This window comes from Streptomyces sp. NPDC050610 (assembly GCF_040654875.1).
GTDB lineage: Bacteria > Actinomycetota > Actinomycetes > Streptomycetales > Streptomycetaceae > Streptomyces.
In genome coordinates this window covers 187,414-200,195 of the sequence record NZ_JBFAIV010000015.1, presented here as the reverse complement: position 1 = coordinate 200,195, position 12,782 = coordinate 187,414, and the positions used below count along the sequence as shown (strand labels likewise).

Genomic DNA, 12,782 nt, shown 5'->3' with positions numbered 1-12,782 from the left:
CGTCATCGCCCTCAACGGCTTCGACGGACACCAGCCCTACACCCCCGAAGAAGTCCGCGAAGCACTCCAGATCGGCCCCGACGCACCCATCATCATCACGGACGCCCGGCATCGCAGCGAGGCCAAGAGCGCGTTGATCACCCTGGTGGAGCACGCGCTGATGGCCCGGCTGCGGTAGTACGCCCGTACGGACCGCTCACTCCCCATCGCACCCGGGCCTCCCGGTTCGCAATGCCACATGGCTGTGAACCGGGAGGCCCGGGTGTTCCGTACCGCGTTCGGTCAGCCGTCGGCCGGGGTGCGCGGCGCGCGGCGCATGATCCACAGCTGCGGGCCGCCGCCCGGGAGCCGGACCTCCTCGCGTACCGCGAAGCCGAAGTGCTCGTAGAACGGGAGGTTGTCCGGCTTGGAGGACTCCAGGTAGGCGGGGAGGCCGGCCGCGTCGGCCTTGGCCAGGCCCGAGCGCAGCAGCGCGGCGCCGTGGCCCTGGCCCTGGGCGGCCGGGTCGGCGCCGAGCACGGCCAGGTACCAGTGCGGTTCCGCCGGCGCGTGCCCGGCCGCGGCCTTGACGGCGTCGCGGAAGAGCGGAGCGCGGTCGCCGAGGATGTTCTGGAGCTCCTGGACGGTCTCCGCGTCGGGGACGGCCTTCTCCTGGCCCTCCGGCGGCACCCAGAAGGCGGCCGCCGCTCCGGTGCGCTCGCACACGCCGTGCAGGGCGTACTGCCGGGTGAAGATCGTGGCGAAGTAGCGGCCCAGCCCCTCCTCGCGGGAGGCGTCGTCGGGGAAGAACCAGCGCATCATGGGGTCGTCGTCGAAGGCGCGGGTCAGGACGCGGCTCACCAGTCGGGCGTCGTCGGCCGTCGCCCTCTGCGGAGTGTTCGTTATCGGCACATAGGCCATTCTGCACCGCAGATGATCTACGGATGCGGGCGGGCGGAGCCCGCGTGCCCACGGGCCGTTCCACGGGTGCGAACGGCTGAGAACTCCAACGATCTTTTTCCGTCGCGCTGTTCGGGGCGGCGCGCGAGGATGAGGGCATGACTTCCCTCTCACGCGCCCACTCCTTCAACGCGGCCGCCGCCCAGTACGCCGCGAACCGGCCCTCCTACCCGCCCTCCGTACTGGACGCCGTGGCGGAGATCGCCGGGTTCCCCTTGGCGGGCGCCCGGGTGGCGGACGTCGGCGCGGGGACCGGCATCGCCACCGCCCTGCTGCGGGAGCGCGGCGCGGAGGTGGTCGCCGTGGAGCCGGGCGACGGCATGGCCGCGGAGTTGCGCCGCGCGCTGCCGGACGTACCGGTCGTACGGGGCGACGGCAACGCGCTGCCGTTCGCGGCGGCCTCGCGCGATCTGCTGACGTACGCCCAGTCCTGGCACTGGACCGATATCGCCCGCTCCGTGCCGGAAGCGCTGCGGGTGCTGCGGCCCGGCGGCGCGCTCGCCCTGTGGTGGAACACGGACTCCGCCGACATACCGTGGGTCGTCGCGCAGGAGGAGCGCATTGCGCGAGCCTGCGGGGTGGAGCAGAAGGGCCGCCGACGCCCGGACGACGTCCGCGCCGGCCGCGTCACGGGGCTGGACGGGCTCCCCTTCACCCGGCGGCTGTTGCGCTGGAGCCGCACCGTCCCGCTCGACACCCACCTCGCCAACATCACCAGCCACTCGGCGTTCCTCGTCCTGGACGAGGGCAGGACGGCGGAGTTCGCGGCCGAGGAACGGGCCGTGCTGGGCGGGCTCTTCCCGTCGGGGCTGGTAGAGGAGACGTACGTGGTGGACCTGCTGGTGGCACGTAAGCCGTGACCCGGAGGCCCGGAGCCCGTCCCGCCCGGACCCTTGAGGCACAGAGGTCCGGGCGGGACGGGCGGCAGGAGGCCGGCGCCGTCCGGGGCCGGCGGGGTTACAGGAGGGCGTACGAGCTCGCCCTGTCGTTCATGCTGTCCCCGACGTACGCGGTGGAGTTCTGGTACTCCTGGTGATAGCCCGACTGGTGCGCGTCGGCGAACAGCTCGATCCAGCAGCCGACGGGGGCGACGGAACTGACGGTGTCGTTCCAGTCCACCAGTTCACCCGTGTAGTCCCGGCCGTTGCCGTTCGCGCAGGCGCTGCCCCCGTTGAGCGTCAGGGACCCACCGCCGTAGTTCCAGTCCTTGTAGAGGATGCCCAGCTGCGCGGTCAGCCCTCCTCTCCCGGTGGGTAACTCGCGAAGCCTGTCGAGTAACTTCTGGTCGTGCGCGACGTGCTGGGCGGACACCGGTGCGTCGGTGACCTGTCCGTGCGTGGAGACGGCGATGGCCTCACGGAAGGTCGTGAAGCACCGCATGCTCCCCGAGTCGACGTTCAGCACGCAGTTCTTCGGTTCGGGCGACTGCTGGGCGTGGGCGGTGGCGGTTCCTCCGGCGGTGACCAGGAGGACGGACCCCGCGGCGATGGCGGCGCGTGACATACGGGAAGGCATGAGCAACTCCAGGTTCGTGGGCGGTCTGTCGACGCCCTGATGCTCCCGCCCACACTTGGTCTATACCAAGCGACTTCCCGGCCACTTGCGGCGACGGCACCCGCTCGCTTCCCCGCCCGGCCCCAGTGACCGAATCCCGCCGGAGACCGACGCCGACGCCACTGGGACCGGGACTGGGGCGTGCGGAAGCCGCCGCCGACGGCACTGGGACGCACGGCGGCCGGCCGTCCGCGCCCGCAGCCGGTCGGCCCGCTCCGGCCGCGTCGCCCGTCAGTCCGTGTCGGTGCTGAAGTCCAGGTCGGCCCCCACCCACTGGGCCAGCTCCTCGGCTTCCGCGCTGTCCGCGTCCTCGGCGGAGGGGAGGTCCACCGGCTGGTCGCCGACCGGGGCGGTGGCGGGGCGGCCGCGTGCGGGGACGCGCGCGAGTTCGGGCGGCAGGTCGTGGCCCGTGGTCTCGAAGAGCCGCCGCAGGCCCGGGGTCCAGACGGCCTCGGCGGGCGGCCGGGTCTCCGGCCACTCCAGGCCGCCGAGGTCGAAGTGCGGCCGGTAGGCGGTCTCGTGCTGGTGGAGCAGTTGGGCGGCGAAGTTCGCGCAGGCGCTCTGGTCGGGATCGACCAGACCGGAGTCGAACGGGCCGCGCAGCGGCTCCGAACCGGGGTCCAGGTGCCCGTAGAAGTCGCCGGACGACCACAGCTTGGCGAGGTCGAAGAGCCAGGGGACGGGGCCGGGCAGCCCGTCGGCGGTGTAGAAGTCCTTCGCCTCGTCGATGGTGGCGTTGGTCCAGAGCTTCGGCACCATGTCCAAGTGGTTGGCGTAGCGCCGGACCGTTTCCAGGCGCTGGGCGACGTACTGCGCGAAGCGGCGGTTGCCCGGGGTGGGGTTGGCGGTCGTCAGGGTCGAGATCTTGGCCAGCTCGCGGAAGTCCCAGCCGGACTGGGCGCCGATCACCGGTACGCGCTGGGTGTCGCGCAGCCACAGGGCGAGTGCGGGCGCGAGGGCCCCACCGAGGCTGTGGCCGGTGACGGTCAGGCGGATGTTCTTGTCCGGGAGGCCCTTGAGGAACTGGCGCAGGGTCTGGCCCGCACCCGGCCGGTCGCCGGAGGGGGTGATCCGCTTGAGGACGTTCAGCCCGATAGCGGTGCCGAGCGTCAGCCGGGCGAGGGGGCGCAGGGGGCTCCACGGGATCGTCTGCACGAGCAGGTTCTCAAAGAGCCATTCGAACGGCTCGAAGCCGTTGGTCCCGGCGATGGCGATGGCGTAGCGCGTGGGATCGTCCACGTTCCGGGCCACGTAGAGGGCGTTGACTGCGTAGAGGTCGGTGCGGAACTGCTTGACGCCCGGCCCCCACACGATCTCCCAGCCCCCGATGACCTTCTGGTTCGCGTCGAGGTAGTGCTGGACGCGCTCCCTGAGCAGGCCCTCCAGGTCGTCGCCGGTCTCGCCGGCGATCAGGTTCGCGTAGACGGAGAGCTGGAAGGCGACCCTCTCCTCGAAGGTCGCTTCCGTGCTCGCGCTCGTGCTGGACCCTGCGGCCATGAACCACTCCTGACTCGACATGAGCTGCGGATGAGCTGTCGCGGACGGGCCGCGATGGGCGGCCCGTCGCGCGCGGGCCGCGCGGCATCGCGAATCCCGGCATAGCGCTGCCCAGGGCGCACGTCTCCGAAACGACCGGATCACACGAGGAGTGTCCATTCGGACACGGAACGTAGATCACCGCGCCGCCTCGAAAGGTTCCGTACGGCCACCCATGGCCCGCCTTCGAGGTGCGGTCCGCGACGGCATGGCATCCAATGAAGAGGCGCGAAAGAAGCGGACCCCCTCGCCCGCCTGAGATCCCCACGCTCCGCATGAGACACACATGTATCATCGGAGGCATTCACGTATCGCACCTGCGTGAATCCATCACGCCTCGAACGGAACCTCATGCACACCGCCGCCCGTATCCCCGCGACCGGACAGCTGGACCCCCGGCGCTGGCTGGTCCTCGCGATCCTGTCGGGCAGCCTGCTGCTGATCGCGATGGACACCACGATCCTCAACGTCGCGTTCCCCTCCCTGGTCTCCGACCTCCAGCCCGGTTCGGTCGAGCAGCTGTGGATCATCGACGTCTACGCCCTGGCCCTGTCCGGCCTGCTGGTCACCGCCGGGGCGCTCGGCGACCGCTGGGGGCGCAAGCGGATGCTGCTCACGGGCTTCTCGATCTTCGCCTTCGCCTCGCTCCTGGCGGTCTTCTCCACCGAGGCGTGGCATGTGATCGCGGCCCGCGCCCTGCTGGGCGTCGGCGGTGCGGCGATCATGCCGTCCACGCTGTCGATCCTGCGGAACGTCTTCACCGACGCCCGTGAGCGGGCCTTCGCGTTCGCCGTGTGGGCGGCCGTCTTCGGCGGCGGCATGGCGCTCGGCCCCGTCATCGGCGGCCTGCTCGTCCAGGACTTCGGCTGGCAGTCGGCGTTTCTGCTGAACCTGCCGGTGGCCGCCGTGATCATCGCGCTGGGCGGCTGGTTCCTGCCCGAGTCCGCCTCACCGCGCGGCGGCCGCTGGGACTGGTGGGGCGTCCTCCAGTCCGTCGTCGGCATGCTCGCCCTCGCGGGCGGCATCAAGCAGCTCGGCAAGAGCGGCCCGGCCTCCCCGCTGCCCTGGGCGCTCCTGCTGCTGGCCGCCGTCGCGCTGACGGTCTTCGTCCGCCGCCAGCTGCGGCTGGAGAACCCGCTGCTCCAGGTGCGGCTGTTCACCAACCGCTCCTTCTCGGTCGCCGCCTCCGCCATCTTCCTCGGCATGGTCGGCATGGGCGCGGTGCTGTTCCTGGCCACGCAGTGGCTCCAGTACGCGCACGGCCTCACCCCGTTCACGGCGGGCCTGCGGCTGCTGCCCGCGCCGCTCGGGCTGATCGCGACCTCCGTCATCACGCCGACGCTGATGCAGCGCTTCCCCATCCGCCATGTCCTGGGCGGCGGCCTGGTCGTGATGGCCGTGGGCCTCGCGCTGCCGTGGACCGTCCAACGGTTCACCGACATCGGCTACCCGGCCCTCGCCGTGGGCCTCGCCGTGCTGGGGCTCGGCGTCGGGGTGGCCACCACCGTCGCGTCCGTCACGCTGATGGCGGCCACCCCGGCCGAGGACGTGGGCGGCGCCGCCGCCATCGAGGAGACCTGCTACGAGCTGGGCGCGGCCCTCGGCGTCGCCATCCTCGGCAGCCTGGCCACCGCCCTGTACCGGAACGGCCTGCCCTCCCTCGGCCTCGACGGGCCGGCGACCGACTCGGTACGGGACTCGATCGGCGAGGCGGCCCATGTAGCGCACCAGATCGGCGGATCGGCCGGGGACGCCCTGCTGCACACCGTCGCCACCGCCTATACCGGCGCGATCACCCCGGCCTTCCTGGCCGCCGGCGGCCTGGCGCTGGCCGCCGCCGCCATGGCCTGGGCCTGGATCCCCCGGAACCTACGGCCGACCGACAACGCGCACTGAGCACGGGACCCGACGCCCGCGCGGCGCGCTTCGGGGTGCTTCGGGTCCGCCGGATACCGGCCGCGATCGCGCTGCCGGGTTGCTCACGCCCGTAAAAATCGCTGGTCACGGCGGTGGGAACGGTCGTAGCGTGTGTCGGCCGACGACCATGGGGCGCGCGGGCGCACGCCCCTGACGGCCCCTGCACGACCATACGGAGGACGGGACGTCATGGGGCAGTACAGCGGATGGGCCGACGAGCGCTTCGGGGCCGTCGCCGACACCTTCGCGCGGAACTTCGCCGAGTTCCCCGAACTCGGCGCGGCGGTGGCGGTGTTCGTGGACGGGCGCGAGGTCGTGAACCTGTGGGGCGGCGTCGCGGATGAGCGGATGGGGCGGCCGTGGGACGCGGAGACGGTCGTTCCGGTCTTCTCCTGCGCCAAGGGCCTCGTCGCCCTGACCGCCCATCTCCTCGCGCAGGAGGGGCGCCTCGACCTCGACGCGCCGGTGAGCCGGTACTGGCCCGAGTTCGCGCGGCACGGCAAGGAGGCCATCACCTGCCGCATGGCCCTGAGCCACCGGGCCGGGCTGCCCGCCCTCGACCGGACCGTGCCCTTCGAGGAGATCGCCGACTGGACGCCGGTGATCCACGCCATCGAGGAGCAGCGCCCGCTGTGGGAGCCGGGCGCCGCGTACGAGTACCACGGCCATGTCTTCGGCTTCCTCGTCGGCGAGGTCGTCCGGCGCATCACCGGGCTCACCCCCGGCGCGTACTTCCGGCAGGCCGTCGGCGATCCGCTCGCGCTCCGTGCCTGGATCGGGCTGCCCGCCGCCGAATCCGGCCACGTCGCCCGGCTCGTCGAGGCCGAGGGGCGGCCCCCGATGCCGGGGCCCGAGCACCTGCTCACCCGCATCGTCACGATGAACGGCGCGCTCGCCTTCCCCGGCCTCGACGAGCCGCACGGCTGGAACGACCCGGCGCTGCACGCCATGGAGCTGCCCGGCGCGGGCGCGGTCGCCTCCGCGAACGGCCTGGCCGCGCTGTACGCGGCGGCGGCCACCGGCCTCGACGGCCGCGAGCGGCTGCTCACGGCGGACACCGTGACCGACGCGGTCCGTGAGCTCTCGGCCGGCGACTCCTGGCTGGGCTTCGACGCCGGCGCGCGCTGGGGCTCGGGCTTCCTCCTCGACTCGGCCGCCTTCCGCCCGCTGCTGGGCGCGCGCAGCTTCGGCAACGACGGCGCGGGCGGCCAGTTCGCCTTCGGCGACGACGAGTTCGGGGTGGGCTTCGGGTACGTGGCCAACCGCATGATCGGCCACGGTGACGCCCGCGCCAACCGCCTGGTCGAGGCGGTACGGAGCTGCCTGGGCTGAACCCGGCCGACGGCGCACGCGCCGCAGGTGCGGTCCGTTCCTGGGCGCACGGCGGATTCCCAGACCCGGGCCTCACCGCCCGGCGGGTCGCGTCACCCCGGCAGTGCGGCCAGTTCCAGGCGTACGCCCAAGGCGCGCAGCGCCTCCTGGTGTTCCGTGGGGAGCTGGTCGTCGCTGATCACCGTGTCGAAGTCGGTGAGGGGGGCCAGCTGGTAGAGGGCCTGGCGGCCGAACTTGGAGTGGTCCACCAGGAGGACGCGGCGCCTGGCCGCCTCCAACAGGGCCCGCTTGACCAGCACTTCCTCCTGCGACTGGTGGTAGCAGTGGCCGTTGTCGACGGCGGAGGCGGAGATATAGGCGACGTCAGCGCGCAGGGAGCGGGCCATGTCGGCGGTGAACATGCCGACGAAGGCGTTGAACGAGGCGTGGTAGACGCCGCCCAGGGCGATCACCTGGATCTCCGGCTCGTCCGAGAGCTCGTTGATGACCTGGAGCGAGTTGGTGATCACGGTGAAGGCGCCGCGCGCGGACAGCCCGGTGGCGAAGGAGAGCACCGTGCTGGAGTCGTCCACGATGACGGCCTGGCCGGGCTCGGCGCCCTCCAGGGCCGTGGCGCAGATGGCCTGCTTCTCCTCCAGCCTGGTGCTGCCGCGCCAGCGCGCGTTGCTCTCGAAGAGCGCGCTGGGCGCCGCCGTCGCCCCGCCCCGTACCTTCCGCAGCCAGCCCTGGTGCTCCAGGGAGTCGAGGTCCCGGTGCACGGTCATCTGGCTGACGCCGAGAGCGCGCACCAGGTCCTCGATGGAGACCTGGCCCCGCTGGAGCACCCGGTCCGCGATCATCTTGCGGCGCTCCTTGGGGCTCAGCTTGGTGATCCGCTCGGCCTCCGCGCTCCGGTCGGACGTTCGGTAGCTGTCGCTGTCGCTCAACAGCTGTTCCTTCCCTGGCAGGACAGGCGTACGGGCATCCCGATGAGTTTACGGCTGCGCGGCGGCTCCGGGGTCAGGACGTGGCGCCCGCCGCGAGGCCGGGGATGATCTGGATCTTGCGGCCGGTGCCCTTGCCGAAGGTCTCCAGCGCCTCCGCGTAGCCGTCCAGCGGGAAACCGTGGGTGATCATCGTGTCCGAGTCGATCAGCCCCTGGGCGAGCAGGTCGAGGGCGCGGCCGTAGCTGTGCAGGATCGCCATGCTGCCGACGATGCGGATCTCGTCGTTGTAGATGCGGAACGGCGAGAACTGCGCCAGGTCCTGGTCGGGCGCGCAGCCGAACTGCTGGAACGTGCCGCCCCGGCGCACCCGGCCGAAGCCGTCCTGGATGGCGGGCACCGCGCCGGTGCAGTCGACGACGACCTCCCAGCCGCCGCTGCCCGCGCGCGGCAGGGCGTCGGCGCTGGTCGCGACGGCGTCCGCGCCGAGCTTGCGGGCGACGGCCAGCCGCTCCTCGTTGAGGTCGACCACCTCGACGGTGGCGGCTCCGGCGCGCTTCGCGCTCTGGAGGTAGAGCAGCCCCATCGTGCCCGCGCCGTAGATCAGGAAGTTGTCGCCGAAGTCGGGGTCCACCACGTCGAGGCCGTGCACGATGGTGGACAGCGGCTCGATCAGGGTGGCGTGGCGCAGCTCGACCCCGGTCGGCAGCCGGTGGATGTTGCGGGCCGGGACCTTGACGTACTCGGCGCACGCGCCGTCCTGGGTGATGCCGATGGTGCGCCAGTCGGCGCAGAGGTTGCCCCGGCCCTTGGCGCACCAGTAGCACGCCCCGCAGTAGATGGCCGGGTCCGCCGCGACCAGGTCGCCGACGGCCATGCCGGAGACCTGCGAGCCGGTCTCGACGATCTCGCCGGAGAACTCGTGGCCCGGCACCACGGGGTAGCGCGTCGGCCCGAACTCCCCCGCCAGCATGTGCACATCGGTGCCGCACAGACCGACCGCGGCGACCTTGACGATGACGTCGTCCGGGCCGGGGGTGGGGTCGGCGATGGTGGTGATGTTGAGCTTGTTGGGTTCCTCGATGACTACGGCACGCATGACGGCTCCTGACGTTCGGGGTGGTACCGGGTATGCGGTGATACCAGTGATGCGATGGGCCCGTGGGGCTCGGGGGCCCTATAAGTGGTGGCCCAGGGAGTGCGCTGTGCTCAGGCCACGTTGTGGTAGCGGGACTCGACCTGCTTGATCTTCTCCACCTTGGGCGCGGAGCCGCCGCCCGCGAACTCCGAGCCCAGCCAGTGCTCCAGGCACAGTTTGGCGCTCTCGACGCCCAGGGTGCGCACGCCGAAACACGCGATCTGGGCGTCGTTGGACTTGCGGGCGCGCTCCGCGCTGTACGTGTCGGGGATCTGCGCGGCGCGCACGCCCGGCACCTTGTTGGCGGTGATCGCCATGCCGATGCCGGTGCCGCAGACCAGTACGGCACGGTCGTACGTACCCGCGGCCACGCCCTCGGCCACCCGCTGGGCCACGTCGGGGTAGTCCTCGTCGGGGGCGGCGGACAGGTCCTCGACCTCATAGCCGTGCTCGACGAGGTAGTTCTTCAGCTCGTCCTTCATCGGGACGCCGGCGTCGTCGGCTCCGATGGCGATGGTCTTCTCGGGCATCGTCCGTCCTTGGTGGTTCGGGGGCGGGTGGGGTGAATGGAGCGGTGTCAGGGGGCCCCGGCCGGCGGGCGGGACGCCACTTCGGCCAGCACCTTGCGGAGGTTGGCGGTGTCGTGGGCGAGCCGGCCGAGGAACAGGCCGTCGAGCGGGGCCCGTACGCCGTCCGCGTCCGGCGCGGTCAGCTCGGTGAAGGTGCCGGGTCCGGCGGTGCCGCCGTAGATGACCCGGCCGCGGACGCCCAGTTCGGTGAGGCGGCGCCGGATGGCGGCGGTGACGGCCCGGACGTGGACGGCGGGTGCGGGGCGGTCCGCGCCGATGGCCCACACCGGTTCGTAGGCGATGACCACCTCGCCGCCGGCGGCGCCGGAGAGCGCCGCGTCGACCTGGCCCAGCGTCTCGGCGATGGCCGCGTCCAGCGCGCCCGCGGCGGAGTCGCCCGCGGTGGAGTCGGCTGTTGCAGAGTCGGCTGTTGCAGAGTCGGCTGTTGCGGAGTCGCCCGTTGCGGAGTCGCCCGCGCAGATCACCGGGGTCAGGCCGCGGCGGACGGCGGCGGCGGTCTTGGCCGCCACGATCCCGTCGTCCTCGCCGAAGTGCCGGCGGCGCTCGGCGTGGCCGACCTCGACGTAGGAGGCGCCCAGTTCGGCGAGCTGGCCGCCGGAGACCTCACCGGTCCAGGGCCCGCTGTCGGCCCAGTGCAGATCCTGTGCGCCGTAGGCGACGCCGGTACCCGCCAGCACCTCGCGGGCGTCGGTGAGCGAGGGGAAGGAGGGCAGCACGAACAGCTCGACGGGCAGCCCGCCGGTCGCCTCGCGGGCCAGCTCGGCGACCTCGGCTAGCCAGCGCCGGGTCTCGGCGACGCCCATATAGAGCTTGAGGGAGACGCCGACGACGGGTCGGGGGCCCGTACCGGCTTCCGCCCCAGCCGTCGCCCCGGCCGTCGCCCCGGCGTTCACGCCGGGTCCAGCGACGGGGCGAACGACCGGCCGACGGCCGTGAGCAGGAGGGCGAGCGAGGTGGCCCCGGCGTCCGCGTGCCCGTAGCCGAGCGCGCCCATCCGGGCGGCGCGCCCCCTGGCAGGGGTCAGCGAGGCGGTGGCCTCGGCTGCGCGGGTGGCGTCGAGGGCGGCGGCGGCCCATGCGGCGGCGGGCTCCGCGCCCGCTCCCGCCTCGGCGCGGAGCCGTATCCGGAACGGGTCGAGCGCGTCGAGCAGCGTCTTCTCCCCCACCCTGGCCCCGCCCAGTTCGACGACGGCGTCGAACGCGTCGTCCACCGCGTCGGCCAGGGACTCCGTGCTGACCTGCGGCTTTCCGGACCGCGCGGCGCGGGTGAGGCCCGCGCCGGTCTCGGCGAGGAGCGCGCCGTACAGCGCTCCGGAGGCTCCGCCGGAGGCGTCGGCGAGCGCGAGCCCGGCGGCGAGCAGCGTCGCCCCCGCCGCGGCGGCGCCCTCGGCAGACTGCTCCCCCGGCTCTGTCGCGGACACCGGCTCCGCCGCCCGCGCCGCCGCGACCGCCGCGCGCAGGCCGCGGACGATGCCGATGCCGTGGTCGCCGTCGCCGGCGACCGCGTCGAGGCGGCCCAGCTCGTCCTCGTGCTCGGCGACGAGTTCGTACCCCGCCTGGAGGGCGGCCGTGACGGGGCCGTCCGCGGCGGTGGGGGTGGGCCGGGGCGCGGCCGTCGCAGCGGACTCCGGCTCCAGCCGCACATCGGCGTCGCGTACGTCGCGCGCTCCGGGCGTCCGGCGGAAGGCGGGAGTGTCGCAAGGAGCGTCGTACAGCTCGGCCAGTTCGTCGTCGAGGACCATCAGCGACAGGGAGACGCCGGCCATGTCGAAGGAGGTGACGAACTCGCCGATCTCGGGGCGGAAGGGCCGCAGCCCGGCCGCCGCCAGTCGCCGGTGCACATGGCGGTAACAGGCGAACATCTCCTCGTACTTGGTGCGTCCGAGGCCGTTGAGGAGCACCGCCACGCGCCCGTCGCCGACGCCGGGGAGGTCCGGGAGCAGGTTCTCGACGAGGGCCTCGGCCAGTTCCTCGGCGTTGAGCCGCTTGGTGCTGCGCAGGCCGGGCTCGCCGTGGATGCCCATGCCGAGCTCCATGGTGCCCTCGTTGACGGTGAACAGCGGCTCGCTCGCGCCGGGCAGCGTGCAGCCGGCGAAGGCAGCGCCGAAGGTGCGGGTCATGGCGTTGGCGCGGCGCGCGACGCGGGCGACGGAGTCGAGGTCGTCGCCGCGGTCGGCCGCCGCCCCGGCGGTCTTGAAGACGAAGAAGTCGCCGGCGACGCCGCGGCGGTCCTTGGACGGGTCGACGGGGGCGCCCTCCACCGGGGCCGGTCCGCTGGCCACGTCGTCCGTGACCAGGACCGTACGGGTGTCGACGCCCTCGGCGGCGAGGCGACGCGCGGCGAGCCCGAAGTGCATGACGTCGCCCGCGTAGTTGCCGTAGGTGAACAGCACGCCCGCGCCGCCGTCGGCCGCGCGGGCGGTGCGGTAGACCTGCTCGGCGCTGGGGCTGGCGAAGACGTCGCCGATCGCGGCGGCGTCGGCGAAGCCGGGGCCGACCAGGCCGGCGAAGGCCGGGTAGTGGCCGGAGCCGCCGCCGATGACGACCGCCACCTTGCCGGGGCGGGGCGCGTGCCGGCCGACGACGCCGTAGGTGTCGGGGACGCGGCGGACCGTACGGGCGTAGGCGTCGGCCAGGCCCTCGATCCAGTCCTCGCGGAAGGTGGCGGCGTCGCCGCCGGGACCGGGGGATGCACTGCTCATGACTTCACACTCCTACGCGTCGCTGCTGTTTGATTTAACACCGATCTCGCACGCCTGTCACCCCCTCTCATCAACGCCCCAGCCGGAACCAACCACCCGAATCCCCCTGAAAATCCCGGTAGATAACGGCCCCACCAGGGTAGAAACCCTGA

11 protein-coding genes and 1 pseudogene are annotated in these 12,782 nt (G+C 72.8%); 4 read left to right on the top strand and 8 right to left on the bottom strand.

The annotated features are described in order from the left end of the window. A pseudogene (locus tag AB0I22_RS20410) lies at positions 1 to 178 on the top strand (ATP-binding protein); the annotation flags it as partial. A 104-nt stretch (positions 179 to 282) separates the two neighbouring features. Here AB0I22_RS20410 and AB0I22_RS20405 read toward each other — a convergent pair. Then, entirely contained in the window at positions 283 to 900 is a 618-nt protein-coding gene (locus tag AB0I22_RS20405) for a GNAT family N-acetyltransferase (RefSeq protein ID WP_363132223.1), read from the bottom strand. Between the two features lie 137 nt (positions 901 to 1,037). On the opposite strand from AB0I22_RS20405, the gene AB0I22_RS20400 reads away from it, so the two are divergent. Beyond that, entirely contained in the window at positions 1,038 to 1,799 is a 762-nt protein-coding gene (locus AB0I22_RS20400) for a class I SAM-dependent methyltransferase (RefSeq protein ID WP_363132222.1), read from the top strand. Between the two features lie 97 nt (positions 1,800 to 1,896). Here the strand turns inward: AB0I22_RS20400 and AB0I22_RS20395 are convergent, their stop codons facing one another. Beyond that, positions 1,897 to 2,454, bottom strand: coding sequence for a hypothetical protein (locus AB0I22_RS20395; protein WP_363132221.1), 558 nt, complete (start codon positions 2,452 to 2,454; stop codon positions 1,897 to 1,899). Positions 2,455 to 2,724: 270 nt separating this feature from the next. Then, entirely contained in the window at positions 2,725 to 3,990 is a 1,266-nt protein-coding gene (locus AB0I22_RS20390) for a hypothetical protein (protein WP_363132220.1), read from the bottom strand. A gap of 360 nt (positions 3,991 to 4,350) precedes the next feature. Here AB0I22_RS20390 and AB0I22_RS20385 point away from each other — a divergent pair, with 360 nt between their 5' ends. Together AB0I22_RS20385 and AB0I22_RS20380 are read left to right on the top strand one after the other, a co-directional pair. Next, the gene (locus AB0I22_RS20385) at positions 4,351 to 5,925 is read left to right on the top strand and encodes an MFS transporter (protein ID WP_363132219.1); all 1,575 of its coding nucleotides are present in this window, start codon (positions 4,351 to 4,353) and stop codon (positions 5,923 to 5,925) included. A gap of 210 nt (positions 5,926 to 6,135) precedes the next feature. Next, the gene (locus AB0I22_RS20380; RefSeq protein ID WP_363132218.1) at positions 6,136 to 7,278 is read left to right on the top strand and encodes a serine hydrolase domain-containing protein; all 1,143 of its coding nucleotides are present in this window, start codon (positions 6,136 to 6,138) and stop codon (positions 7,276 to 7,278) included. Between the two features lie 92 nt (positions 7,279 to 7,370). On the opposite strand, the gene AB0I22_RS20375 is transcribed toward AB0I22_RS20380, so the two are convergent. The 5 genes from AB0I22_RS20375 to AB0I22_RS20355 form a co-directional block, all read right to left on the bottom strand. Further along, positions 7,371 to 8,204 (bottom strand): DeoR/GlpR family DNA-binding transcription regulator, encoded by an 834-nt coding sequence (locus tag AB0I22_RS20375; protein WP_363132217.1) that lies wholly within the window; start codon positions 8,202 to 8,204, stop codon positions 7,371 to 7,373. A gap of 73 nt (positions 8,205 to 8,277) precedes the next feature. Then, positions 8,278 to 9,300, bottom strand: coding sequence for a zinc-dependent alcohol dehydrogenase family protein (locus tag AB0I22_RS20370; RefSeq protein WP_363132216.1), 1,023 nt, complete (start codon positions 9,298 to 9,300; stop codon positions 8,278 to 8,280). A 110-nt stretch (positions 9,301 to 9,410) separates the two neighbouring features. Then, positions 9,411 to 9,869 carry an RpiB/LacA/LacB family sugar-phosphate isomerase gene (locus AB0I22_RS20365; protein ID WP_363132215.1) on the bottom strand — a complete coding sequence of 153 codons (459 nt, stop codon included), beginning with the start codon at positions 9,867 to 9,869 and terminating at the stop codon, positions 9,411 to 9,413. Between the two features lie 47 nt (positions 9,870 to 9,916). Beyond that, positions 9,917 to 10,822: a triose-phosphate isomerase family protein gene (locus AB0I22_RS20360; protein WP_363132214.1), complete on the bottom strand. Its 906-nt coding sequence runs from the start codon at positions 10,820 to 10,822 to the stop codon at positions 9,917 to 9,919. Further along, on the bottom strand, positions 10,819 to 12,630 hold the full coding sequence (locus AB0I22_RS20355; protein WP_363132213.1) for a dihydroxyacetone kinase family protein: 1,812 nt from the start codon (positions 12,628 to 12,630) through the stop codon (positions 10,819 to 10,821). Before AB0I22_RS20355 ends, AB0I22_RS20360 begins: the two co-directional genes overlap by 4 nt. Positions 12,631 to 12,782: the final 152 nt, after the last annotated feature.